The following is a 23,630-nucleotide window of genomic DNA, read 5'->3' on the forward strand; positions in this document are numbered from 1 at the left end:
CACACCGACGGGTCGCACCGGCGGACATGCCGACCGGACACCGGCGGGAACAGCCGCCGAACCCCCGATGTTTCACGGGCGTGACTGTTTACGGTGCAACGAACAGCGTTCCCCAGCGCGTGGACGTCCTGGTGGTGGGCGCCGGACAGGCAGGTCTGTCCGCTGCCTATCACCTGCGCCGCCGCGGCTTCGCCCCTCACCGGGCGGGGGCCGACGGCGGCTTCGTCGTCCTCGACGCCGACGCCGCACCCGGCGGCGCCTGGGCGCACCGCTCACCGTCCCTGCGGATGGCCACCGTGCACGGCGTCCACGACCTCCCGGACGCCGAATTCCCGCCGCCGGCCCCCGAGGCCCCCGCGCGCGAGGTGGTTCCGAGGTACTTCGCGGCGTACGAGGCCCAGCACGCGCTCCCGGTCGTACGCCCGGTCACAGTGCGCGCCGTACGCGCCGAGAACGAGCGCCCGGACTCCCGGCTGCTGGTCGAGACCGACCGCGGCACCTGGTCCACCCGCGCGCTGATCAACGCCACCGGCACCTGGACCCGCCCTTTCCTCCCGCACTACCCGGGCCGCTTCGCCGGCCGGCAGCTGCACTACGCCGAGTACCGCGGCCCCGAGGAGTTCACGGGCAAGCGGGTGCTGGTGGTGGGCGGCGGCGCCTCGGCGATCCAGGTGCTCTCGGAGGTGGCGGCGGTCGGCGAGACGGTCTGGGTCACCCGCTCCGCACCCGTCTACCACGACGGCCCGTTCACCCCCGAGTACGGGCGTGCGGTGGTCGCGAAGGTCGAGGAGCGGGTCCGGCAGGGGCTGCCGGTGCGCAGCGTGGTGAGCGTGACCGGGCTCGGCCCTTCCGTCGCCTACCGGCGCGCCGAGGAGCTGGGCGCGCTGCACCGCCGGCCGATGTTCGACCGCCTGACCGAGCACGGGGTCGCCTGGGGCGAGGAGGAACTGGCGGTGGACGCGATCGTCTGGGCGACCGGCTTCCGGCCCGAGGTCGGGCACCTCGCCCCGCTCGGGCTGCGCTCCCCCGGCGGCGGCATCGCGCTCACCGGCACCCGGGCCACCGCCGACCCGCGCGTCCACCTGGTCGGCTACGGCCCGTCGGCCAGCACCGTCGGCGCCAACCGGGCCGGGCGCGCGGCCGTCAACGACCTGGTCAGGCTGCTCGGAGATCCTGTGCTCGGGAAGCCGGCGCCCGGGAAACCGGAACTCAGCGAGCCGACGCTCGGTGAGCAGGCCCCCGGTGAGCCGGAACTCGGTGAGCCGGCGATGGCGCCCGCCGCCGTCTGAGGCTCAGCGGTCGTAGTCGACGGTCACCCGGTCGGTGAGCGGGCGGGCCTGGCAGGTGAGGACGTAGCCGGCGGCCAGCTCCTTCTCCTCCAGCGCGAAGTTCCGGCGCATCTCCACCTCGCCCTCGGTGACCAGGGCGCGGCAGGTGCCGCAGACCCCGCCCTTGCAGGCGAACGGCAGATCGGGGCGGGAGCGCTGGGCGCCGTCCAGGATCGAGCGGTCGCGCGGGAGGCACAGGGTGCTGCCGCGGCCGTCGAGGACGACGGTGACCTCGCTCCGCGCGCCCGGCGCGCCGTCGGACGAGGTGTCCGTCCGGTCCCAGTCCTCGTCGCGCTCCGGGAGCGGCTCGTCCTCGGCGTGGAACAGCTCCTGGTGCACCCGCTCGCCGGGCACGCCCAGCTCGGTGAGCAGTTCCTTCGCCCCGACGACCATCCCGAACGGGCCGCACAGCCACCAGTGCCCGACGCTCCCGACGTCCACGAGTGCCGCCAGCAGCGCCCGCACCCGTTCGGGGTCGAGGCGGCCGCTGAGCAGTTCGGCGTCCCTGGTCTCCCGGGAGAGCACGTGGACCAGTTGGAAGCGGCCGAGGTAGCGGTCCTTCAGGTCGGCCAGCTCGTCCGCGAACATCACCGTGTCGCTGCGCCGGTTGCCGTAGAGCAGGGTGACGGTGGAGCTGCGGTCGGCGGCCAGCACGGAGGCGGCGATCGACAGCATCGGGGTGATGCCGGAGCCGGCCGCGAGCAGCACGTGGTCGGCCGGAACGCCGAGTTCGGGGGTGAACAGCCCGGACGGCGTCAGCACCTCCACCTCGTCGCCGGGCCGCGCCTCGCGCACCAGCCGGCGCGAGAACAGCCCGCCGGGCACCTCCCTGACGGCGATCCGCAGCGGTCCGCCGACCGGGGCGCAGATCGAGTAGGAGCGACGCTCGTCAGCGCCGTCCACCAGCTCGCGCAGGGTCAGGGTCTGCCCCGGGCGGAAGGCGTACTCCTCCGCCAGCCCGTCCGGCACCGCGAAGGTCACCGCGACGGCGTCCTCGCAGAGCCGCTCGACCCGGTCGATCCGCAGCCGGTGGAAGGCCGGGCGGCGGGCGGGGCGGATGCCGGGCGGCTGGGTGTCGGCGGCGGAAGCGGCGGGCATTCAGATCTCCTTGACGCGTTCGAAGGGCTCGCGGCAGGTCCGGCAGCGACAGAGCGCCTTGCAGGCGGTGGAACCGAAGCGGGACAGCTCCTCCGTGTCGGTGCCGCCGCAGTGCGGGCACGGTACGGGGGGCGCGACCGCGGTCGTGGCCGTGGCCGTGGCCGTGGCCGCCCTGCCGGGCGAAGTACCGGTCCCGGCTCCGGGCACCGCTCCGGGCACGGTTCCGGTGCGGGTCGGGCCGAGGAGGAGCGCGACCGGTCCGGTCACGGCGGCGGTCGCGCGCGGCGGGGCGATGCCCGCCGCGGCGAGCTTGCGGCGGCCCTCGGCGGTGATCAGGTCGGTGGACCACGGCGGGTCCAGCCGCAGCCGTACCCGGACGTCCGGGTATCCGGCCGCGCGCAGCCGGCGGTCCACGTCGGCGGCCATCTCGGCGACGGCGGGGCAGCCCGAGTAGGTCGGGGTCAGCCAGGCGGTCACCGTGCCGTGGGCGCCGTCCGCCTCCACCTCGGCCAGGACGCCCAGGTCGGCCAGCGTGAGCATGGGCAACTCCGGATCCGGGACGGCCGCGGCGACGGCCCAGGCCGACTCGCGGGTCATCCGGTCCACCGTGCCCGTTGCGCCCGCTGAGTCCATGGCGCGGTCGCCCGTCACCAGGTCGCTCCCGGGTGGGCGCGGGCCACCACCTGGAGCTCGGCGAGCAGCGGGCCGAGCGCCTCGGTGTGCACGCCGTCCCGGCCGGCCAGGCCGAGGACGGTGGCCAGCGGCGGCACGTCCGGCACCGTCAGCCCGGCCTCGGTGAGGACGGCCGTGAGCGAGCGCAGCACCGGTTCACGCACGGTCCCCGGGTCGACGCCCGCCCGCAGCTCCACCGGGTGCGCCGTGAACAGCTCCTCCAGCAGCGGCCAGACGGCGTCCAGCCCGGCCTGCATCCGCTCGGCGGAGTACGGCGTGCCGTCGCCGAGGCGCAGCGTCCAGGCGGTGGCGTACTCCCGGTGGTACGCCAGCTCCTTGACACCCCGGGCGGCGACCGCGGCCACGACCGGGTCGGGATGTGCGCTCAGCGCCTCGTACAGGGCGCCGCGCGCGGTGGCGAACAGCAGCAGCCGGGCGATCGAGCAGGCGAAGTCGCCGTTCGGCGTCTCGACCAGGCGGACGTTGCGGAAGTCCTGCTCCTCGCGCCAGTACGCCAGGTCGTCCTCGGTGCGGCCGGTGCCGTCCGCCTGGCCGGCCCGGGTGAGCAGCAGGCGGGCCTGGCCGAGCAGGTCGAGGCCCAGGTTGGCGAGCGCGACCTCCTCCTCCAGCTCGGGCGCGCGGGTGCACCACTCGATCAGCCGCTGGGCGAGGATCAGGGCGTCGTCGCCCAGCATCCGGCAGTAGGCGGCGAGGTCGGCACCGTCCAGACCGGCGGGCAGGGCGGTGTCCACGCCGAGCAGCGGGTCGGCGAAGCCCGTCCCGTACGCCCAGCGGCCCTCGCCCTCGGGGCCGGGGGTCGCCCCGGCGAGGCTGAGGTAGACGTGGTCGTCCCGGTCGGCGCCGGTGCCTGCGGTGCTGGTGCCCGCGGTGCCGGTGGACGTGGCGCTGGTGGACGTGGTGTGGTCGTGCACGGTGGCTCCCCCGTCAGATGTGCGGGACATCCTCGGGGATGTCGTAGAACGTCGGGTGGCGGTAGACCTTGTCGCCGCTGGGTTCGAAGAACGGGTCACGCTCGTCCGGGGTGGAGGCGGTGATCGCGTCCGAGCGGACCACCCAGAGGCTGACGCCCTCGTTGCGACGGGTGTACAGGTCACGGGCGGCGAGCAGGGCCATCCGGTCGTCGGCGGCGTGCAGCGATCCGACGTGGACGTGGTTCAGTCCGCGCCGGGGGCGCACGAACACCTCGTAGAGCGGCCAGCCGGCCTTGGACTCGGTCACTTTCCGTTCTCCTGTTCGGTGGCGGGCCGGGTGGCGGGCCGGGGATCGTGCCGGGCGTCCTGCCGTGCTTCCTGTTCGGCGGTGCGCTTGGCCGCGTAGGCGACGGCCGCCTCGCGCACCCAGGCACCGTCCTCGTGGGCGGCGCGGCGGCGTTCGATCCGCTGGGCGTTGCAGGGGCCCTGGCCCTGGATGACCCTGGTCAGCTCGGACCAGTCCGGATCGCCGAAGTCCCAGCCGGCGCGCTCCTCGTTCCAGTGCAGCTCGGGGTCCGGGAGGGTGACGCCCAGGTGCTCGGCCTGCGGGACGGTCATGTCGACGAAGCGCTGCCGCAGCTCGTCGTTGGTGTGCCGCTTGATCCGCCAGGCCATCGAGCGCGCGGTGTTCGGCGAGGCCGCGTCCGAGGGGCCGAACATCATCAGCGACGGCCACCACCAGCGGTCCACCGCGTCCTGGACCATCCGGCGCTGGCCCTCGGTACCGCGCATCAGCGTCATCAGGAGCTCGTAGCCCTGGCGCTGGTGGAAGGACTCCTCCTTGCAGATCCGCACCATCGCCCGGGCGTACGGGCCGTAGCTGCAACGGCAGAGCGGGACCTGGTTGCAGATCGCGGCACCGTCCACCAGCCAGCCGATCACGCCGACGTCGGCGAAGGTGAGGGTCGGGTAGTTGAAGATCGAGGAGTACTTCTGGCGGCCCGAGATCAGCTTCTCGGTCAGTTCGGCGCGGTCCACGCCGAGGGTCTCGGCCGCGGCGTAGAGGTAGAGGCCGTGACCGGCCTCGTCCTGGGCCTTGGCGAGCAGGATCGCCTTGCGGCGCAGGGACGGGGCCCGGGTCAGCCAGTTGCCCTCGGGTTGCATGCCGATGATCTCGGAGTGGGCGTGCTGCGCGATCTGGCGGATCAGGGTGGCCCGGTAGGCGTCGGGCATCCAGTCCCTGGGCTCGATCCGCTGCTCGGCGGCGACGACCGCCTCGAACCGTTCCTCCGGCGTCTGCACGGGGAGCGCCTCGGCCACCTCTGCTGTCACCACGGTCCCCTCTCGTGTCCTGCCCGGCGGTCGCATGGGCGCCGACCAACCGACTGACCGTTCGGTCGGTACCATTCTGCGCGGCGGGGTGGAGGGATGGCAAGGTGCGAAACAGATAACAGCTGACAGATTTCAGAATCTGTCAGCTGTTATCTGTCGGCTGCTATCTGTCGGCTGTCATCCGTTCGCTGTCATCTGTTCGCTGCCGCCGCCTGCGGTCGCCTGACTGCTGCTGCCTGTCAGCTGTCGCCCGCCGGCTGATTCCCGTCAGCCGTCAGCGGCTCCCCGCCTGCTCCCCGTCGGCTCACCCCTCCGCGCGGTCGCGCAGTCGCGGCAACGGCACCGCGAGCAGTGCCGCCAGCAGGGCGATCCGGGGAGCGATCTGGTCGAGCCGGATGTACTCATGCCGGGCGTGGGCCCCGGCACCCACCGCACCGAAGCCGTCCAGGGTCGGGAGTCCGCGCGAGCCCGGCAGGTTGGTGTCCCCCGCCCCGCCCGCCGGGGCACCGTCCAGTTGCTGCCCGAGCACCGCGGCGAGTGAGCGCACGTGCCGCAGCAGCGGGTTGCCGGTCCGCTCGGGCCAGGCCGGACGGCTGGACAGCACCTCCGTACGGACCCTGGCGCCCGGACGCAGCGCGGTGAGCCGGGCGAGGTTGTCGAGCGTACGGCGCTGTGCCTCGACGGTGGCGAACCGCAGGCCCAGCTCGGCCTCGGCCCGACCGGCGATCACGTTGGCACGCGAACCACCGCTGATCCGACCGGCGTTGAGTTCGGTGCCGGGCTGTCCGGCGAGGTCGCGCACCAGCACCAGCTGATCCACCAGCTCGTCGACCGCGGACACCCCGTCCTGGGCGTCATTGCCCGCGTGCGCCTCGCGGCCGGTCACGGTGAGCCGCACCCGGGTGCTGCCGCGCCGCGCCGTTTTCAACCGGCCGTCGGGGTGCGGCGGTTCGAGCCCGAGCACCGCTGCCGCGCCCCGCAGTTGGCGCTCGACCAGGAGCCGCCCGTCCGGGCTGCCCACCTCCTCGTCGGAGACCACGACCAGGCGGACGGTCCGGTGCGGACGCTCGCCCAGGTCCGCGAGCAGCGCCAACGCGCCCTCCAGGATGGCCAGTCCGCCCTTCATGTCGACCACGCCGGGGCCGGTGAGCCGACCGTCCTGCTCCGTCACCGGCCAGTCCGCGAGGGTGCCGACCGGCCAGACCGTGTCGTGATGCCCGACGATCAGCAGGTGCGGCAGGGACTCGTCCCGCCCTTCCCACTCCAGCACGAGGTGGTCCCCGGCCGGTCCGGGTTCGCGACGGGCGGTGGCGCCGGTGGCGCGGAAGCCGGCGGCCAACTCCTCGGCCAGGGCGTCGAGTCTGGGAGCGTCCCCGCTGGGCGACTCGATCCGCGCCAGGTCGGCACAACGGCGCCGGACCGCTCCGGCGAGGGTACGGGCGCGGGCACTGAGCGCCTGTGGCACACCGGGCAGCGCCGTGGTGACGGTGGCGGCCACCCCCGCGACGGTGGCCGCCGGGTCTGCCGCGGGCTTCGCGACAACGGCCTTCGCGACCGGCGTCTTCGCGGCCACGACTGTGGTGAGGGCGGGATTCGTGAGGGCGGACGTGAGAGCCGAGGTGGCGGCTGCGGTCCTGGCTCCAGCCGTTTTGGCTCCAGCCGCTTTGGTTGCGGTTGCCTTGGTTCCGGCAGCCGTGACTCCGGCGGCCTTGGTCCCGAGGGCCTTCGCGGCACCGGACTTGGCCGCGTTCACCTGAGCCGACGGACCCGGAGCCGCAGCGGCGGCTGCCGTGCCGCCGCCGGCGGTTGTGGTGGCCGTGGTGCCTGTGGCGGTTTTGGCGGTTGTGGTGGCCGGGGCGGCTTTGGCGGCTGCGGCGAGGGCTTCGCCGTCGGTGGCGGCCGGAACGGTGACCGGCGTCGGGGCGGGTTCCGTGGCGGCGCCCGGCACGGCGGGCGACCCGACGATCTGGGGACTCAACGCTCGCCTCCGCGGCCGCCGCCGGTATTCAGCGGCCGTACCGGCCGCCCGCTCCCGCCCGGGTACCAGGCCCGACCGGACCGCACCGGACGGCCGGGATGCCGGGCGGCCCACCGGATCGGCCTGTCTGGCCCAAGTACGGTGGAACGGTTGGGCGGCGTGCTTGGCATGTGCGTCCTCCTCGCTCGATCCGGGGCCCCGGTCCGCCCGGAGCCCCGTTGGACGGCGGTTTCCTGACGGCGGGCGCAGTGGCCGGACCGCCGCAGGGAAAGCCGAGATGTGAGCCTAGAAGAACCGTTCGGTTTCCTGCGAGGTGGCCCTGCTCCCAGCGTGCCGGTGCCGGGCCCCGCTGCGGGCACCCGCCCCCGCGATCGACGCGGGCGCTCGGCGCGCGGGCCTGGATCGGCGCGCGGGCGCGGTCGCCGGATCGCGCCCATCTCCACCATGGACCCGCCGCCCGAGTTCGGCAGCGCAAACGGCCAAGCCGCTGCATTTCCACGCCGGATGGGTGACAGCGACTCAGCACGCGGTACGAACCGGGGGCACGCGGCGGCTCAGGGAAGCCCGCTTCGGCACCCGCCATGACCCCACGGGAACGTCCAGGGAACGCCCGTGTGAACACCGGCCGATGCCGTGCCCTGATGTGCCCCGCCGAGCCCCGGCGTGCTTCGGCTGCCGCCCTCGGGCACGAACCCCCGTCCTCCGCCCGCCCTCAGCCGTCCCTCCTCAGCCGCCGTCGCCCACCAGCCCGGCGTCGCGCGCGAGCAGCGCCGCCTGCACCCGGTTGCCGACGCCGAGCCCGGTCAGGATCCGGCTGACGTGCGCCTTGACGGTGCCTTCGCGCATCCCGAGCGTTCCCGCGATCTCGGCGTTGGAGAGGCCGTCGGCGAGTTCACGCAGCACGTCGGTCTCCCTCGGGGTGAGCCCGGCGACCCGGTTGCGGGCGGCCACCGACCGGGGTGCCCCGACCCGGTGGTAGCGGTCGATCAGCCGCCGCGCGGCCGCCGGGTGCAGCATGCCCTGGCCGCCCGCGACGACGTGGACGGCCCGGGCGATCTCCGCCGGCGGGGTGTCCTTGAGCAGGAAGCCGTCCGCCCCGGCCGCGAGCGCCTGGTACACGTACTCGTCCAGGTCGAAGGTGGTGAGCGCGATGACCCGTGGGCCGTCCGGGAGTTCACGCAGCCGCCGGGTCGCGGCGATGCCGTCGAGCCGGGGCATCCGGATGTCCATCAGCGCGACGTCGATCCGGCGGCTCTCGGCGAGCTCAACGGCTTGCAGGCCGTCGGCGGCCTCCGCGACCACGGTGAGCGCCGGGTCCTGGGCCAGGAGATCGACGAGGCCGAGGCGCACCAGCGCGTCATCGTCGACCACCATCGTTCGGATCATGCGGCGTCCTCCGGGTGCTGCTTGGCTCCTGCTTCGGTTCCTGCTGTGATGCCCGCGGTGATGCCCGCTGCGGCTGCTTCGGCGGCTCCCGCTGCTCGCTCCGCTTCGGCCGCTCCGTCTGTCGCACCCCTTGCGCCCCTCGCACCCCTTCCTGCGACTGCCGTGCTCCTCGCTTCCCTTGCTCAGGCTTCCGCATGACCCGCCCCGGCCGCTGGGCCGGGCCGTCGCCACGGGCCGGGTCCGAGTCCGGCACCGCCGGCGGCGGACGGTCCGGCGTGGGCAACCGGGCGGAAAGTCGGAAACCGCCGCCGCCGTCCGGACCCGCGTCGAGGTGGCCGCCGAGGGCCTCGACCCGTTCGGCCAGCCCCACCAGTCCGTACCCGCCGCCGGTGCCCGGGTCGTCCGGCAGCGCCTGGCCCGGACCGTTTCCGACCTCGACCGTCGTCGCCGGCGCCCCGTAGCCGACCCGGACCGTGACGGGCGCGGCATGGGCGTACTTGCGCGCGTTGGTCAGCGCCTCCTGGACCAGCCGGTGCACGGCCAGCCGGTGAGTGGTCGGTACGGCCTCCGGGTCTCCGGAGAGGACGAGTTCGACCTGCTGCCCGGCCTGGGTGGCCTCGCCGACGAGTTCGGTGAGGTCACGCAGGGCGGGCGCCGGGACGAGGGCGTCCCCGGCGGGTACGGACGGCTCGTCCCCCGTGGCCGGCCGGACCGGCGGGTCGGCCCGCAGGGCCCCCAGGACGTCGCGCAGGTCGTCGAGCGAGCGGGCGGCGGTGGTGCGCAGCAGTTCGAGGCGATGGGTGAGCCGGGCCTGGTCGGCGGCGACGGTACCGGCCCTGGCCTGGTCACGCAGCACCCCGGCGTGCAGCACCAGGAGGCTGAGTCGGTGGGCCAGGACGTCGTGCATCTCCCTTGCGATCCGGGCCCGTTCGGCGGATCGTGCCTGTTCGGCGCGCAGCTCGCGCTCGCGGCGCAGCGCGTCGACCTGCTCGTGCAGGGTGCGGATCAGCACGCGTCTGCCGTGTAGCCACAGACCGACCGCCAGAATGGCGGCCTGGAGCAGGAGTTGGGACCCGGTGGTACCGGCCCAGCCGACCAGCGAGTCCGAGCCCGTCGCCCTGGCCACCGCGATGACCGCGCCGCCCGCCATCGCCGGGCCGGTCCGGCCGAGGTAGGCGAGGTAGAACACGCTGAACAGGCCGGGGAACGCCCGGTTGAAGAGCCCGCCGGTCAGCACCGGCAGCACGGCCGCGGCCACCGGGTGGCGGCGCACGAAGAACAGCGAGAGCGAGGCGAGGGCGGCCACGACCGTACGCGGCAGGCGCAGCGGACCGTCGGTGGTCATCCACTGGGCGAGCGCCTCCTCGGTGGTGAGGGCGAGCAGGCCCAGCAGCAGCAAGGTGTCCGTCCGGGCCCGGTGGTCCGGCCCGTACCAGCCGAGCAGACTCCTGCGCATGGCACTCCTCCTCTCCGCGTTCCGAAAGCCTTCCGGCCATGCCGGGCGTTCCGTGCGTGCCGGGCCGTCCGAGCCGTCCGGACGCCCGTCGTTCATTCCTTCGGGCTCGATGCTAGGGGCGTTCGGCCGCCGGACGCCTCTGTCTTCCGGGTAACCGCACCCTCGACTTTCGTCGGGGGTCAGCGTCGCTGACCGGCCGATTCGCGGCGGATCCGCCCTGCCTAGCGTCGACGATATGACGAACGGACAGCTCGACGACCACCCCGACCACCCCGACTACCCTGCACCCCGGAACAGTTCGCCCGCCGGTGGGGACCACCTGCTGTTCCTCGCCGAGGCCCTGCGCACGTTCCACGACACCGGCGCGCTGGCCCCGAGCGGCCCGGAGCTGGTGAACGCGCTGGTGGTGCCGGTCACCAGCCGCCCGAACCGTCCGATCTCGGTGCTGGAGGTCGGCGCCGGAACGGGCGTGGTGACCCGCCGGCTGGCCCAGGTGCTGCGTCCGGGCGACCGGTTGCACGTCGTCGAGGCGAACGCGCGGTTCGCCGACCGCCTTCGGGAGGACCCGGTGCTCGCCGCCCGCCGGCCGGGGATCGGGCTGCGGCTGTCGGCCTGCCGGATCGAGGAGCTGCCGGAGTGCCGCCCGTCGGCGCCGGAGGGGGCCCGGCCGGAAGGCCGCGCGGAGCGCTACGACGTGATCGTGTCCGGGTTGCCGTTCACCAACTTCGAACCCGCGCAGGTCCGCGACATCCTCGACCGCTATCTGCGACTGCTGATGCCCGGCGGCGAGCTGACGTACTTCGGGTACCTCGGTACGACGACGGCGCGCACCCTCTTCTCGGGCCCCCGTCGGGGCGCCCGCCACCGCGCGGTGGTGCGGCTGCTGCGGCGGTTCGAGACGACGTACGGCCTGGGCGAGCGCACGGTGTGGCGCAACCTGCCGCCCGCCCGCGCCTACTTGCTGCGCGCGCCGGGCGGGCGCGAGGACTGGGCGCCGGGTGGCGGCCCGGCCGTCGAGCCGACGGGCGCGACGGACACGAAGGCCACGACGGCCACGACGGCCACGACGAGGGCGCCGGACACCACGGAGACGGGCAAGACGCCCGAGACCAGCGAGACGAGCGAGGCGACGGACACGAAGGCCACGACGGCCGGACCTGCGGGCGGGGCGCTCCCGGCCGCCCGATGATGGACCGGGGCCGGGCCCGGCTCCGACATCTCCGGCAGCGAGGAGCCGCGATGACCCTCTCGGTACGTGACGTGGAAGCCCGGAACCGCTTCGAGGCCTGGGAGGACGGCGAACCGGCGGGCTTCGCCGAGTACCTCCGCAGCGACCGACTGGTGGTCTACCCGCACACCGTGGTCGAGCCCGCCTTCGAAGGCCGGGGCATCGGCAGCGCGCTGGCCCGCGCCGCGCTGGACGACGCCCGTGCCCGAGGCCTGTCCGTACTGGCCACCTGCCCCTTCATCAAGGGCTGGATGCTCCGCCACCCCGAGTACACCGACCTCGCGTACGAGAACCGCAGCCGCGTCGCCGACTGACGGCCCGGCGCCGGGAGCCGAGCCCCGACAGGAGAGGAGTTCGTCCGAACAAGTGACAAATAACAATCGACAGATTTCAACTTTCAGATAACAGACGACAGCGAACAGATTTTGAAATCTGTTCGCTGTCGTGCCATAGTGAGACCCGGGCCACCCTCACCTCGCCTCAGGCACCGCACCTGCCAACCGCCGTACCCGCGGGCGCCACCGCCGGTGACCGGTGCGCTGCCGCACCAACGGCCCACCTCGACGGCGAGCACCGACCCGGCGCCGCCACACGACCCGCCCGCACGGCCCCAGGAACGGATCTCCCGTGACCACGGACAGCACACTCACCGCCGAGCAGATCCTGATCGCGGCGGAGGACGTCCTCCGGCGGTTCGGCCCGGCCAAGGCCACCGTCGTGGACGTCGCCCGCACCCTCGGCGTCAGCCACAGCAGCGTCTACCGCCACTTCCCGAGCAAGGCCGCACTGCGCGAGGCGGTCACCCAGCGCTGGCTCGACCAGGCGCACCACGAGCTGGCGACCATCTCCAACGAGGGCGGGCCGGCCTCCGGGCGGCTGCACCGCTGGCTGACCACGCTGTTCACGGCGAAGCGGAAGAAGGCACTGGACGACCCAGAGCTGTTCGCCACCTACATGGTGCTGGTCGAGGAGAACAGCGGCCTGGTGGACGCCCACGTCGACACCCTGGTCGGCCAGATCGCGCAGATCTTCGAGGAGGGCACGGAGGAGGGGGAGTTCAAGCTCGCCCACATCCGGAACACCGCCCGCGCCGTCTTCGACGCCACCGGCCCCTTCCACGACCCGGCCTACGCGTCCACCTGGTCCGCCCCCGGCGTCGACGACCGATTCGAGGCCGTCTGGAAGCTCGTCCTCGGCGGCCTGAGGGCGAAGTGACGGACCGTCGGCGAGCGGAGCGTCGACGAGCGGGAAACCCACTCGCCGACGCCTCGCCCGTCCGGCAGACTGCCGCGCACAGTCGATCTCACCTGGAGGATGACATGCGTGCGGCCGGACCGGTCCTGGACAGTCTGGAGGGGCTCGCCCTCGGCGATGCCTTCGGCGACCGGTGGTTCTCGGTCCCGGTGGACGAGGCGCCCGCCGCGCTGGCCGCCCGCCTGGTCCGGCCCGCGCCCTGGCACTGGACCGACGACACCGCGATGGCACTCGTGCTGGTCCGCCACCTGATCGATGCGGGCGAGGTCCGACCGGACGTGCTCGCCGGGGAGTTCGCCGCCGAGTACACCCGCGAGTACGGGCGCAAGTACGGCCCTTCGATGCACCGGGTGCTGCGCGGGATCGGCGCCGGCGGGGACTGGCGCGCCATCACCGCGGGCCAGTTCGAGGGCCAGGGTTCGTACGGGAACGGCGCCGCGATGCGGGTGGCCCCGCTGGGGGCCTGGTTCGCCGATGACCTCGACGCGGTGGCCCGGCAGGCCGAACTCCAGGCGCTCACCACGCACTTCCACCCGGAGGCGGTCGCCGGCGCGGTGGCGGTCGCGCTCGCGGCGGCGCTGGCCGTCCGGAGCCGGGGCGGGGACCCGCCCGGCCGGGCCGAGTTGCTGGCCGAGGTCGCCGGACGGCTGCCGGACAGCGATGTCCGCTCCGGACTGCGGATCGCCGCCCGACTGCCCGGCCACACCAGTGACCGGCAGGCCGCCAACGTGCTCGGTTCGGGGGCGCTGATCTCCGCCCCGGACACCGTGCCGTTCGCTCTCTGGTCCGCGGCCGGTCACCTGCACTCGCTGCCCGAAGCCATCTGGCACACCCTGGAGGGCTGGGGCGACATGGACACCACCTGCGCCATCGCCGCAGGCGTGGTCGCCGCCCGGACCGGGCTCGCCCGGGTACCGCCCGAGTGGATCGCCGCGCGCGAGGAACTCCCGGACCGGGTCGCCGAGGTGTCGTAGGCCACCAGCTGCCGGCGCCGGTGGCGGTGCCGGCGGCCGCCCGGGGCCGTCCCGGTGAGCCGGGCGGTCAGCGCCGGAAGACGAAGCGGAGCACCCGGTAGGCGAACACCAGGACCAGCGCGCCGCCGATGGCCGACACCCAGGTCGTGACGTCGAGGAAGCTCACCTTCACCGTCCCGTGCATCCAGTGCGAGACGATCCAGGTGCCGATGTAGGAGCCGGTGATGCCGATCAGTGTGCTGCTGATCAGACCGCGCTCACCCCTCGACATCGCCATCCTGGCCAGGGTGCCCGACACCAGGCCCAGCACGATCCACGCCATCCAGCTCATCTGCCGCCCCTTGCGTCATGGGTGTGACGACCCCGTCCGGCCCCCAGGTCCGACCGGAAGGACGTACGAGGACCTCGCATCGTTCCGATGCCCGGAAGGAGCGGCGCCAACCGGCCAACCGGCCCCGCCGCTCCGGGCGGCGGAGACCCGTCGGCGGACGCGGGCGAACGCGGGCGTCCCCGGACGAGCGCAGACGGACGTGGCGGTCAGCGGCGCGAGTTGCCGAACAGCAACCGGTAGACGATCAGCAGCACCAGGGCGCCGCCGATCGCCGACACCCAGGTCGCCAGGTCGAAGAAGTGCCCGGTGACCGAGCGGTGCATGAAGTGCGACGCGATCCAGCCGCCGACGAAGGACCCGGCGATACCGATCAACGTGGTCACGATCAGGCCGCCCGGGTCCTTCCCCGGCAGCAGCAGCTTGGCCAGCGCACCCGACAGCAGGCCCAGCACGATCCAAGCGACGATGCCCATCCGTCATCCCCTCCAGTCCACGGCACGACGGGCCCCGTCCCGTCCGCTCCGCCCACAAGGACGCCACCCCGGGCGAACCCGGTTCCGTCACCCGCGCAACGGCGTTCGAATCCGGACGCCGCGACAGCCCGCCCACGCGTGGTGTCCTTCCCACGGACCGTACGCGCCGAAATACTGCGGCCATGCGCATCCTGATCGCCACCGCCGGCTCCCGGGGCGACGTGGCCCCCTTCACCGGGCTCGGCCTCCGTCTGCGGGCGGCCGGTCATCAGGTGGCCGTCGCCACCCACGACACCTTCGCGGAACCGGTGCGGGCCGCCGGACTGGAGTTCCGCCCCCTGCCGGTCGACCCGCGCGCCGAACTCGCCTCCGCCGAGGGGCGACGCCTGCTGCGGGCCGGCGCCGGACCGGGCGCCGTCCTGCAACTCCTCCGCCTCGGCCGGCGGTTCATGCCCGCGCTCGGCGACGGCATCGCCGACGCCACCGCGCTCGGCGCCGACCTGCTGCTGACCACCAGCACCACCAGCGCGCTCGGTCAGGTCGCCGCCGAGGCGGCGGGCATCCCCAGCATCGGGCTCTACCTCCAACCGCTCGCGCCCACCCGGGAGTTCGCGCCGGCCGTCACCGGCACCCGGTCGCTCGGCCGGTCCGGCAACCTGCTGGCGGGGCACGCCGTCCAGGCCGCGACCGACCGGCTGTTCGTCCCGGCGGTCCGCGGGCTGCGCCGCCGGCTCGGCCTGCCGCCGCACGGCATCGCCGCGGCCAGGCGCAACCACCCCGTCCTGCACGGCTTCTCACCGCTGGTGGTGCCCCGCCCCGCCGACTGGCACCCCCGACTGGACGTCGCGGGCTACTGGTGGCCGGCCGGACCACCGCACTGGCAGCCCCCGGCCCGGCTGCTCGACTTCCTCGCCGCCGGGCCGCCACCGGTCTTCGTCGGCTTCGGCAGCCTGGTCGTCCCGGAGCCCGAGCGGCTCACCGCGGCCGTCCTCGCCGCCGCCCGTGCCGCCCGGGTGCGCCTCCTCCTCCAGTCGGGCTGGAGCGGACTGGCCGCCGAGGACTCGGACTCCGTCCTGACCATCGGCGACACCCCGCACGACTGGCTCTTCCCCCGCACGGCCGCCGTGGTCCACCACGCGGGCGCCGGCACCACGGCCGCCGTCCTCCGCTCGGGAACCCCCACCGTCCCCGTACCGGCGCAGCTCGACGCACCGTTCTGGGCCGCCCGCCTGACCATGCTCGGCGTCTCCCCCGGCCCCGTCCAGCTGCGCGCCCTCACCCCCTCCCGCCTCGCCGCCGCCCTCCGCCTCACCCTCGACGACCCGCGCCACCGCACCCGCGCCCAGGCCGTCGCCGCCGCCCTGGCCACCGAGGACGGCACGGCCAAGGTCCTCACCGCCATCGACCGGGTTTCAGCGAACAGCTGACCGACGACCGCCAACTGTTGCGACTGTGCGGGCCGGAAGGGCCACTCGTCGCGCACTGTCATCATCTATTCTGCACAAACACGACTCGGGCGCCTCACAAGGACCCGATACTGCGACATGCCCCGTTCGTCACACTTGGCGCATGACGTCTGCGTGGCGGGGCGCAGGCATCTCAGGAGGCACAGTGCGGCTGACGCAGGTCCAGGTGACCAACTTCCGAGCGCTGAAGCACATCACCGTTCGGGTCGAGGACCATGCCACCCTCATCGTGGGCAGGAACAACAGCGGCAAGACCTCCTTCGCCAGCCTCTTCGACAGGTTCTACGGGACCGACGAGACCCGCTTCGTACCAGAGGACCTGCACACGAGCCGGATCGCACAGATCCGGAAGGCCTTCGGCCGCTACGTCGAAGCTCAGAAGACACCAGCCGAGGATCCCGAACTCCGCGAACGACTCCTTGACGAAGCGCGCGGGCTCTTGCCGGAAATCCGCCTCCTGGCGAGGATCTCCTACACCGTCGAAGACGACCTCGCGCTCCTGTCCGAGATCATCCTCGACCTCGACGAGCGCTGTTTCGACGCCAACCTCGAGGCCGTCCACGCCGTGAAGCGACCGGACGAGTTCCTCGCGCACATCAAGGAGACGAGGGCGAGGCAGAAGCAGGCCTTCTCCTGGCAGAAGTATCTGCGCAAGAACTTCTCCTCCTTCTTCGGCACCACCTACTGGGCCGTCTCCGCGAACGCCCCCTCCGTAAGGCGGGAGATCAGCAGCACGACTGCCCGTCGCATCATCACCGTGCGGACCATCCAGGCGCAGACGAAGTTCGACGACACCCCGGCCGACAAGACGCGGACCCTCTCGAAGACCTTCGAGGCCTTCTATAAGGCCAACAGCGGAGAGGACCAACGCGACCAGAACATCGAGAGCATCGACACCGCGCTCTCCGTCGCTTCGGAGTCCATCGACAAGGCCTACGGAGATCTCTTCACGCCCTTCCTCGGCACCTTGCAGGTATTCGGCGTCGGCTCCATCGATCCGCTCCAGGTACCGCGCATCGTCACCCAGATCGAGCCCGGAGCGATCCTGCGCGGCAGCACCCGGATCCAGTACCCGTCGCCGGACGGCACCCACCACCTGCCGGAAGGTCACAACGGCCTCGGATACAGCAGGCTGATCTTCACTCTCATGCAGGTCACGGACTTCATCCTGACCTGCCAGCGCAGCAAACCACGACCCGCGCTGCCCCTGCTCTTCATCGAGGAGCCTGAAGCCCATCTGCACCCTCAGATGCAGGAGGTCTTCATCAACAGCATCAAGCGCTTCCTGGAGGCCGGGAACTCGTCGGTCCAGTCGTTCATCACCACCCACTCGTCCCACATTGTGGCCAGCAGTGGCTTCAGCGCCGTACGCTACTTCGACTCCAACGGCCCGGACATCGTGGTCAAGGACCTGTCCACGTTCCAGGCGAACACGAAGAAGACCGGCTCCCAGGGTGCCATGACCATGCGGTTCCTGACGCAGTACATGCAGTTGCATCGCTGCGACATGTTCTTCGCCGACAAGGTCATCCTCATCGAGGGCACCGTCGAGCGGCTCCTGCTGCGTCCCATGATCAGTAAATGCGCACCGAAGCTGGAGAGCCAGTACATCTCCATCATCGAAGTCGGCGGAGCCTTCGCTCACCGCTTCAAAGAACTCCTGGAGTTCATCAACGTCCCAACCCTCATCATCACCGACCTCGACTCGGTGGACCCGACAGCGAAAAACGGGCGCTGTTCCCCGGACACCGGGAACGCCGTCACGTCCAACCACACACTGAAGTCTTGGCTCCCTCGGAAAAAGGAGATCAAGACCCTTCTCGACCTGCCTGAAGAGGACAAGAGCACAGGCCGTGTGCGGGTTGCGTACGAGGTACCCGAACACGACGCCGTGCCCTGCGGTCGCAGCTTCGAGGATGCGTTCATCGTCGCCAACGCCGAACTGTTCGCACGGAACCTCGACATGCTGGTCCTCAAGGGCGCCTTCACCGCCGTCGCGGGACCGGCACCTTCTTCCGATGACATCACGTCCAACGCCTACGAGATCGCCGAACGGCTCTCCGACACCAAAACCGACTTTGCCTTCGACATCCTGCTCATGGACGGCTGGACCGTCCCGCGCTACATCCGCGAGGGGCTCGAATGGCTGAGCTGACAGTTCTCACTCGAATTCAGCAGGTTCTGGACGCCCGGCGCGACTTCCTCGTTGAGGCCGGCGCGGGGGCCGGGAAGACCACGGCACTGGTCCATTCCCTGCTCTACCTGCTCCGCACCCGCCGGGACGAGCTCGAACGCGCGGGGAAGCGCATCGCCTGCATCACGTACACCAACGTGGCCAAGGAAGAAATCCGCGAGCGCATCGGGGACGACCCCCTCGTGTACGTCGGCACCATCCACGAGTTCCTGTGGATGGCCATCCAGGACCACCAGTCCGAACTCCTGGACGCACTGATCGCCCACAACCAGACGCTGGCTCGTCCACAGGACATGGCCGAGATCAAGGCGAACCTCGTCGTAGAGTACAGCGATCGCCGACGCCGCTATGCCGACGGGCTGATATCTCATGACGAAGTACTCGCCTTGGCCTACACGTTGATCACCACCCGGCCCAAACTCGTGCGAATCACAGCAGACCGGTTTCCGGTCATCTTCGTCGATGAATACCAGGACACCTTCCCCAGGACGATCGAGGTGCTGCTCGACCACTTCGCTGGTTCGGGGACTTCGGTGTGCACCATTGGTCTGTTCGGCGATTCGATGCAGAAGATCTACAACACCGGAGTCGGCAAGGTCACCCATGAACGTCTGGTCAGCTTCACCATGCACGGCAACCACCGCTGTGCCGAGCCGATCGTCGATGTCCTGAACCGAATCCGCCCGGAGTTGCGGCAAGTTCACGATGCTGGCAACACGGACGGCCAGGTGCACCTCTTCCTCACGAGAAAACCGCTCGGTGGGGACACCGACCCGCGTGACGTACTCACACCAGTGCTCGATTCCTACGGTTGGGCACCCGAGAGAACCAAGTATCTCGTCCTCACTCATCGCCGCATCGCAGGAGCACTCGGCTACCAGGACCTGCTCGCGCTCTATACCAAGCGCTACGCCACCGGCCGCGACGACCTCCTGGAGGGCACCGAACCCTACGCACAGCTACTGAAGTCCGTCGAGGAACTCAGCAGTGCCTTCGAGTCCCGGAACTACGCCCAGTTGACCGCACTGCTCGACGGCGAGCACCTCGCCATCACCAGGCACTCCGACAAGGTCCGTACCACCCGAACGCTTCAGGGCCTCATCGACGTCCGAGGCACGGGAACCGTCGGCGACGTGCTCGACTACGTCATCAGCAGCCGGTTGCTGACTCCCTCCGGGAGAGTCAGGGCAATCGAGCGAACACTTCAGGCCACCGACCTCGACGAACGCGCGCAGAAGGACGCCGACTTCGTAAACGCCCTTCGCGCCCTCCCTTACCATCAGGTCGTCAACCTCACCCGGTTTCGCGATGAACTCACCCCCTTCTCAACCCAACACGGCGTCAAGGGTGCCGAGTTCGAGAACGTCGTCGTCATCATCGACGATCAGGCATGGAATCAGTTCAACGTCGACCGCATGCTCTCGGGCGACGACCACATCAGAGCGCGGGAGACTCGCACCCGCAATCTCTTCTACGTCTGCTGCTCACGCGCCAGGAAACGTCTCGCCGTGGTATTCACCACACCCCTGGGACAGGAGGCCGAGGCGATGGCGAGAGCGTGGTTCGGTAGTGCACACGTACACGAGGGGATGTTCTGACCGCGCCGAAACGAAGTGCCGCGACCCCTCAGACCGATGCCCGGCACCGGCCGCAGGTCGTCGCTGGTGAAGCCGTTGGGAGGCAACTCCACGTCTGCCGGGTCGAGTTCGACCCGGCCGTCGGGGTGCTGCCGCTGTCTGCCACCGCTGGTCTCGGTGTCGGGCACGGGCAACTCCCGTCCGCCGCGGGCGAGGCCACGGCTGGGTTCAGGTGGGGGTCACGGGCAGGCTCACGGGCAGGTTCTCAAGACGGTTCCGAAGCGTGGGTCGCGGGCGGGACGTCACAGGTGCGGGATGACGTCCGTCCCGTAGGCGTCGATGGTGGCCTCGATGGCGTCGTGCATGGCGTAGACGGCGAACTGGTCGACGCCGAGCGAGCGGAGTTCCGCCAGCCGGGCCCGCTGCACATCAGCCGAGCCGATCAGGCAGAAGCGGTCCACGATCCCGTCCGGGACGAAGGCGGTGTCCGGGTTCCCGGCCCGCCCGTGGTGGCTGTAGTCGTACCCCTGGCGGTCCTTGATGTAGTCGGTGAGTTCCTCCGGCACCAGGTCGGAGTGCTCACCGTAGTGGCTGACCAGGTCGGCCACGTGGTTGCCGACCATTCCGCCGAACCAGCGGCAATGCTCCCGGGCGTGGGCGAGGGCCTCGGGCGAGTCGTCGGCGGTGACGTAGGCGGGGGCGGCGACGCAGATGGTGAGCGAGTCCGGGTCCCGGCCGGCCTCGACGGCGGCGGCCCGCACCGCCTTGACCATGAACTCGGTCAGATAGGGATCGGCCAACTGGAGAATGAATCCGTCAGCCTGACGACCAGTCAGGTTCAGCGCCTTCGGCCCGTACGCGCCCATCCAGATCGGCAGCGACGCGCCGGGACGGACCCACGGCAGGTGCATCTCGGCACCGTCCACCTCGGCGGTGCGCCCCTCGGCCAACTCCTTGATGGCGTGCATGGCTTCGGAGAGCCGGGCGAGGGTGGCGGGGCTCCGCCCGGCCACCCTCATGGCGGAGTCGCCGCGGCCGATGCCGCAGACGGTCCGGTTGCCGTACATGTCGTTGAGCGTGGCGAACAGGGAGGCGGTCACCTCCCAGGTACGGGTGGAGGGGTTGGTGACCATCGGGCCGACGGTGATCCGCTCGGTCTCGGCGAGGATCCGGCTGTAGATGACGAAGGGCTCCTGCCACAGCACGCAGGAGTCGAAGGTCCAGCCGTGGCTGAACCCGGCCTGTTCGGCCCGGACCATCCGGTCGATGAGCAGCCGGGCGGGCGGGTCGGTCTGAAGGACGAGGCCGATGTCCATGAGGGGCTCCAGATGAGGGGTTCGGCCGCCCGCCCGACCGCCGGTGGGGCGGCCGGGCGGGCGGCCACGGGTGGACCTGCACGGGCGGAGGGACGGAAAGCGGGAGAGGAGGGCTCAGACCAGGTACTGGCAGGTGTCCCGGCGCAGGAAGGCCCCGTGCCCGGCCCGGCCGAGCCACTCCCCGCCGTCCAGCACGACGGTGCCGCGCGACATCACCGTCCGCGCCCGGCCGGTGAGCCGGCGGCCCTCGTAGGCCGAGTAGTCCACGTTCATGTGGTGGGTCGCGGCGGAGACGGTCTGCACGGCGGCGGGATCGTAGACCACCAGGTCGGCGTCGGCGCCCGGCGTGATGGTGCCCTTGCGCGGGTGCAGGCCGAACATCCGGGCCGGGGTGGTGCAGGCGATCTCGACCCAGCGGCGCCGGCTGATGTGCCCGTCCACCACGGCCTGGTGGAGCAGGTCCATCCGGTTCTCCACACCCGGCAGGCCGTTGGGGATCTTCGAGAAGTCGCCGCGGCCCAGTTCCTTCTGGCCCGCGAAGCAGAACGGGCAGTGGTCGGTGGAGACCACCTGGAGGTCGTTGGTGCGCAGCCCGCGCCAGAGGGCCTCCTGGTGCTCGCGCGGCCGCAGCGGCGTGCTGCACACGTACTTGGCGCCCTCGAAGCCGTCGGCACCCTCCTCGGCGAGGTTGTCGGTGGAGAGGAAGAGGTACTGCGGGCAGGTCTCGCCGAAGACGTTGTGCCCGGCGTCCCTGGCCGTGGTGAGTTCGGCGAGCGCGGCGGCGGCGGAGACGTGCACGACGTAGAGCGGGCTGCCGGCCACCTGGGCGAGCTTGATCGCCCGGTGGGTGGCCTCGGCCTCCAGCAGTTCGCGGCGGACCTCGCCGTGGTACCGGGGGGCGGTCTTCCCTGCCGCGAGCGCCTGTTCGACCAGGACGTCGATGGCGATGCCGTTCTCCGCGTGCATCATGATCAGCCCGCCGTTGACGGCACCGCGCTGCATGGCGCGCAGGATGCGGCCGTCGTCGCTGTAGAAGACGCCGGGGTAGGCCATGAAGAGCTTGAACGAGGTGGACTCGCCGGAGTCCACGAGGGCGTCCATCTCCTTCAGCACACCGTCGTTGACGTCGGAGACGATGGTGTGGAAGGCGTAGTCGACGGCGCAGTTGCCCTCGGCCTTGGCGTGCCAGGTGTCCAGGCCCTCGCGCAGCGAGCCGCCGACCGACTGGACGGCGAAGTCGACGATGGTGGTGGTGCCGCCCCAGGCGGCGGCGCGGGTGCCGGTCTCGAAGGTGTCGGAGGCCGAGGTGCCGCCGAACGGCAGCTCCATGTGGGTGTGTGCGTCGACGCCGCCCGGGATGACGTAGTGGCCGGTGGCGTCGATGACGGTGTCGGCGGTCCAGGCCTCGGCGGCGGAACTGCCGGTGGTGGCGAGGGCGGCGATGCGTTCGCCCTCGATCAGGACGTCGGCGTGGAGTTCCTCGGTGGCTGTGATGACGAGGCCGCCGCGGACGACGGTGCACCGGCGCGGGTCACTGGTGGTCATCGCGCTGCTCCTCACGCCTCGGCGAGCGGTCCGTAGGCGTCGGGCCGGCGGTCGCGGTAGAACGCCCACTGCTGGCGGACCTGTTCGATCAGGCCGAGGTCGAGGTCCCGGACGACGAGTTCCTCCTCCTTGTCGGAGGCGACCTCGCCGACGAACCGACCGCGCGGGTCCACGAAGTAGGAGGTGCCGTAGAAGTCGTTGTCTCCGTACTCCTCGGTGCCGACGCGGTTGATCGCGGCGACGAAGTACTCGTTGGCGACGGCCGCGGCGGGCTGTTCGAGCTGCCAGAGGTAGGCGGACAGACCCCGGCTGGTGGCGGAGGGGTTGTAGACGATCTGCGCGCCGGCCAGGCCCAGGGCGCGCCAGCCCTCGGGGAAGTGGCGGTCGTAGCAGATGTAGACCCCGACCCTGCCGACGGCGGTGTCGAACACCGGCCAGCCGAGGTTGCCGGGCTTGAAGTAGTACTTCTCCCAGAAGCCCTTGACCTGCGGGATGTGGTGCTTGCGGTACTTGCCGAGGTAGCTCCCGTCGGCGTCGATGACGGCGGCGGTGTTGTAGTAGACGCCGGTCTGCTCCTCCTCGTAGACCGGGACGACCATCACCAGCCCGAGTTCGCGCGCGAGGTCCCGCATCCGGCGCACGGTCGGGCCGTCCGGGACCGCCTCGGCCCAGCGGTAGTGCTCGGCCTCCTGGACCTGACAGAAGTACGGGGAGTTGAAGACCTCCTGGAAGCCGATGATCTTCGCGCCCTGGGCGGCGGCCTCGCGGGCGTACCGCTCGTGGAGCGCGATCATGCTCTCCTGGTCACCGGTCCAGCGGGTCTGGACGAGCGCGGCACGGACGATCTGCGACATGGGTACCTCCGCAACTCCGCGGTCCGGCCGTGCGGTCGGGCCCGCGGTCTGAGGGTTGACGGGGCGGGTCTGCCCTGCGGGTCCACGCGGGAGCCACAGGGTCTACGTGCGTAGAAAGCGATCTGTAGACGGTAGGCCCGGCCTCGGTGGCCTGACAATACGTCGGCGTCAACGCGTCTGGAGCGACCTTGTGGCGCGGACACGCGGGCGTGCCCGGGGGCGATGGGAAGCTGATC

At 71.7% G+C, this 23,630-nt stretch carries 21 protein-coding genes; 8 read left to right on the forward strand and 13 right to left on the reverse strand.

Annotated elements, in window-relative coordinates; all coding sequences use genetic code 11:
* Positions 1-119 precede the first annotated feature (119 nt).
* On the forward strand, positions 120-1,289 hold the full coding sequence (locus ACIQOW_RS15795; RefSeq protein ID WP_401084593.1) for an NAD(P)-binding domain-containing protein: 1,170 nt from the start codon (positions 120-122) through the stop codon (positions 1,287-1,289).
* 3 nt (positions 1,290-1,292) lie between these two features.
* Here the strand turns inward: ACIQOW_RS15795 and paaE are convergent, their stop codons facing one another.
* The 8 genes from paaE to ACIQOW_RS15835 form a co-directional block, all read right to left on the reverse strand.
* On the reverse strand, positions 1,293-2,426 hold the full coding sequence (gene paaE, locus ACIQOW_RS15800; RefSeq protein WP_401084596.1) for a 1,2-phenylacetyl-CoA epoxidase subunit PaaE: 1,134 nt from the start codon (positions 2,424-2,426) through the stop codon (positions 1,293-1,295).
* Entirely contained in the window at positions 2,427-3,023 is a 597-nt protein-coding gene (gene paaD / locus ACIQOW_RS15805; RefSeq protein ID WP_401084599.1) for a 1,2-phenylacetyl-CoA epoxidase subunit PaaD, read from the reverse strand.
* A 50-nt stretch (positions 3,024-3,073) separates the two neighbouring features.
* Complete coding sequence (gene paaC, locus ACIQOW_RS15810; protein ID WP_401084602.1) at positions 3,074-4,030, reverse strand: 1,2-phenylacetyl-CoA epoxidase subunit PaaC; 957 nt, start codon at positions 4,028-4,030, stop codon at positions 3,074-3,076.
* Between the two features lie 13 nt (positions 4,031-4,043).
* Entirely contained in the window at positions 4,044-4,337 is a 294-nt protein-coding gene (gene paaB, locus ACIQOW_RS15815) for a 1,2-phenylacetyl-CoA epoxidase subunit PaaB (RefSeq protein ID WP_030056311.1), read from the reverse strand.
* Positions 4,334-5,398, reverse strand: coding sequence for a 1,2-phenylacetyl-CoA epoxidase subunit PaaA (gene paaA / locus ACIQOW_RS15820; protein ID WP_401084605.1), 1,065 nt, complete (start codon positions 5,396-5,398; stop codon positions 4,334-4,336). Before paaA ends, paaB begins: the two co-directional genes overlap by 4 nt.
* Before the next feature lie 268 nt (positions 5,399-5,666).
* Complete coding sequence (locus ACIQOW_RS15825; RefSeq protein ID WP_401084608.1) at positions 5,667-6,935, reverse strand: M20 family metallopeptidase; 1,269 nt, start codon at positions 6,933-6,935, stop codon at positions 5,667-5,669.
* A 1,131-nt stretch (positions 6,936-8,066) separates the two neighbouring features.
* Positions 8,067-8,726 (reverse strand): response regulator, encoded by a 660-nt coding sequence (locus ACIQOW_RS15830; RefSeq protein ID WP_401084610.1) that lies wholly within the window; start codon positions 8,724-8,726, stop codon positions 8,067-8,069.
* Positions 8,698-10,182 carry a histidine kinase gene (locus ACIQOW_RS15835; RefSeq protein ID WP_401084613.1) on the reverse strand — a complete coding sequence of 495 codons (1,485 nt, stop codon included), beginning with the start codon at positions 10,180-10,182 and terminating at the stop codon, positions 8,698-8,700. The genes ACIQOW_RS15830 and ACIQOW_RS15835 overlap by 29 nt, the downstream gene beginning before the upstream one ends.
* Positions 10,183-10,417: 235 nt before the next feature.
* Here ACIQOW_RS15835 and ACIQOW_RS15840 point away from each other — a divergent pair, with 235 nt between their 5' ends.
* The 4 genes from ACIQOW_RS15840 to ACIQOW_RS15855 all read left to right on the forward strand — a co-directional run bounded on the left by ACIQOW_RS15840 (position 10,418) and on the right by ACIQOW_RS15855 (position 13,638).
* The gene (locus tag ACIQOW_RS15840; protein WP_401084616.1) at positions 10,418-11,371 is read left to right on the forward strand and encodes a class I SAM-dependent methyltransferase; all 954 of its coding nucleotides are present in this window, start codon (positions 10,418-10,420) and stop codon (positions 11,369-11,371) included.
* 50 nt (positions 11,372-11,421) lie between these two features.
* Positions 11,422-11,724 (forward strand): GNAT family N-acetyltransferase, encoded by a 303-nt coding sequence (locus ACIQOW_RS15845; RefSeq protein WP_401084619.1) that lies wholly within the window; start codon positions 11,422-11,424, stop codon positions 11,722-11,724.
* A gap of 313 nt (positions 11,725-12,037) precedes the next feature.
* Positions 12,038-12,625 carry a TetR family transcriptional regulator gene (locus tag ACIQOW_RS15850; RefSeq protein WP_401084622.1) on the forward strand — a complete coding sequence of 196 codons (588 nt, stop codon included), beginning with the start codon at positions 12,038-12,040 and terminating at the stop codon, positions 12,623-12,625.
* A gap of 104 nt (positions 12,626-12,729) precedes the next feature.
* On the forward strand, positions 12,730-13,638 hold the full coding sequence (locus ACIQOW_RS15855) for an ADP-ribosylglycohydrolase family protein (protein WP_401084624.1): 909 nt from the start codon (positions 12,730-12,732) through the stop codon (positions 13,636-13,638).
* Between the two features lie 67 nt (positions 13,639-13,705).
* Here the strand turns inward: ACIQOW_RS15855 and ACIQOW_RS15860 are convergent, their stop codons facing one another.
* Positions 13,706-13,969, reverse strand: coding sequence for a GlsB/YeaQ/YmgE family stress response membrane protein (locus tag ACIQOW_RS15860; protein WP_188300684.1), 264 nt, complete (start codon positions 13,967-13,969; stop codon positions 13,706-13,708).
* A gap of 206 nt (positions 13,970-14,175) precedes the next feature.
* Positions 14,176-14,442: a GlsB/YeaQ/YmgE family stress response membrane protein gene (locus tag ACIQOW_RS15865; RefSeq protein ID WP_188300685.1), complete on the reverse strand. Its 267-nt coding sequence runs from the start codon at positions 14,440-14,442 to the stop codon at positions 14,176-14,178.
* A 182-nt stretch (positions 14,443-14,624) separates the two neighbouring features.
* Here ACIQOW_RS15865 and ACIQOW_RS15870 point away from each other — a divergent pair, with 182 nt between their 5' ends.
* From ACIQOW_RS15870 to ACIQOW_RS15880, 3 genes are all read left to right on the forward strand, one after another.
* On the forward strand, positions 14,625-15,869 hold the full coding sequence (locus tag ACIQOW_RS15870) for a glycosyltransferase (RefSeq protein ID WP_401084628.1): 1,245 nt from the start codon (positions 14,625-14,627) through the stop codon (positions 15,867-15,869).
* 184 nt (positions 15,870-16,053) lie between these two features.
* The gene (locus ACIQOW_RS15875; protein ID WP_401084631.1) at positions 16,054-18,063 is read left to right on the forward strand and encodes an AAA family ATPase; all 2,010 of its coding nucleotides are present in this window, start codon (positions 16,054-16,056) and stop codon (positions 18,061-18,063) included.
* Positions 18,051-19,700: a UvrD-helicase domain-containing protein gene (locus ACIQOW_RS15880; RefSeq protein ID WP_401084633.1), complete on the forward strand. Its 1,650-nt coding sequence runs from the start codon at positions 18,051-18,053 to the stop codon at positions 19,698-19,700. The genes ACIQOW_RS15875 and ACIQOW_RS15880 overlap by 13 nt, the downstream gene beginning before the upstream one ends.
* A gap of 281 nt (positions 19,701-19,981) precedes the next feature.
* Here ACIQOW_RS15880 and ACIQOW_RS15885 read toward each other — a convergent pair whose 3' ends face one another.
* The 3 genes from ACIQOW_RS15885 to ACIQOW_RS15895 all read right to left on the reverse strand — a co-directional run bounded on the left by ACIQOW_RS15885 (position 19,982) and on the right by ACIQOW_RS15895 (position 23,394).
* Positions 19,982-20,995 carry a TIGR03842 family LLM class F420-dependent oxidoreductase gene (locus ACIQOW_RS15885; RefSeq protein ID WP_401084635.1) on the reverse strand — a complete coding sequence of 338 codons (1,014 nt, stop codon included), beginning with the start codon at positions 20,993-20,995 and terminating at the stop codon, positions 19,982-19,984.
* A gap of 114 nt (positions 20,996-21,109) precedes the next feature.
* On the reverse strand, positions 21,110-22,540 hold the full coding sequence (gene hydA, locus ACIQOW_RS15890; RefSeq protein ID WP_401084638.1) for a dihydropyrimidinase: 1,431 nt from the start codon (positions 22,538-22,540) through the stop codon (positions 21,110-21,112).
* An 11-nt stretch (positions 22,541-22,551) separates the two neighbouring features.
* Positions 22,552-23,394: a nitrilase-related carbon-nitrogen hydrolase gene (locus tag ACIQOW_RS15895; RefSeq protein ID WP_188300692.1), complete on the reverse strand. Its 843-nt coding sequence runs from the start codon at positions 23,392-23,394 to the stop codon at positions 22,552-22,554.
* Between the last annotated feature and the right edge of the window lie 236 nt (positions 23,395-23,630).

It is taken from the genome of Kitasatospora sp. NPDC091335 (assembly GCF_044757205.1).
Classification (GTDB): Bacteria; Actinomycetota; Actinomycetes; order Streptomycetales; family Streptomycetaceae; genus Kitasatospora.

Excerpts from the sequence above, each read along its gene's own strand:
- paaE (WP_401084596.1), bottom strand. The coding sequence starts at position 2,426 with ATGCCCGCCGCTTCCGCCGCCGACACCCAGCCGCCCGGCATCCGCCCC.
- paaD (WP_401084599.1), bottom strand. The coding sequence starts at position 3,023 with ATGACCCGCGAGTCGGCCTGGGCCGTCGCCGCGGCCGTCCCGGATCCG.
- paaA (WP_401084605.1), bottom strand. The coding sequence starts at position 5,398 with ATGCGACCGCCGGGCAGGACACGAGAGGGGACCGTGGTGACAGCAGAG.
- ACIQOW_RS15830 (WP_401084610.1), bottom strand. The coding sequence starts at position 8,726 with ATGATCCGAACGATGGTGGTCGACGATGACGCGCTGGTGCGCCTCGGC.
- ACIQOW_RS15835 (WP_401084613.1), bottom strand. The coding sequence starts at position 10,182 with ATGCGCAGGAGTCTGCTCGGCTGGTACGGGCCGGACCACCGGGCCCGG.
- ACIQOW_RS15840 (WP_401084616.1), top strand. The coding sequence starts at position 10,418 with ATGACGAACGGACAGCTCGACGACCACCCCGACCACCCCGACTACCCT.
- ACIQOW_RS15845 (WP_401084619.1), top strand. The coding sequence starts at position 11,422 with ATGACCCTCTCGGTACGTGACGTGGAAGCCCGGAACCGCTTCGAGGCC.
- ACIQOW_RS15855 (WP_401084624.1), top strand. The coding sequence starts at position 12,730 with ATGCGTGCGGCCGGACCGGTCCTGGACAGTCTGGAGGGGCTCGCCCTC.
- ACIQOW_RS15860 (WP_188300684.1), bottom strand. The coding sequence starts at position 13,969 with ATGAGCTGGATGGCGTGGATCGTGCTGGGCCTGGTGTCGGGCACCCTG.
- ACIQOW_RS15865 (WP_188300685.1), bottom strand. The coding sequence starts at position 14,442 with ATGGGCATCGTCGCTTGGATCGTGCTGGGCCTGCTGTCGGGTGCGCTG.
- ACIQOW_RS15870 (WP_401084628.1), top strand. The coding sequence starts at position 14,625 with ATGCGCATCCTGATCGCCACCGCCGGCTCCCGGGGCGACGTGGCCCCC.
- ACIQOW_RS15880 (WP_401084633.1), top strand. The coding sequence starts at position 18,051 with ATGGCTGAGCTGACAGTTCTCACTCGAATTCAGCAGGTTCTGGACGCC.
- ACIQOW_RS15885 (WP_401084635.1), bottom strand. The coding sequence starts at position 20,995 with ATGGACATCGGCCTCGTCCTTCAGACCGACCCGCCCGCCCGGCTGCTC.
- hydA (WP_401084638.1), bottom strand. The coding sequence starts at position 22,540 with ATGACCACCAGTGACCCGCGCCGGTGCACCGTCGTCCGCGGCGGCCTC.
- ACIQOW_RS15895 (WP_188300692.1), bottom strand. The coding sequence starts at position 23,394 with ATGTCGCAGATCGTCCGTGCCGCGCTCGTCCAGACCCGCTGGACCGGT.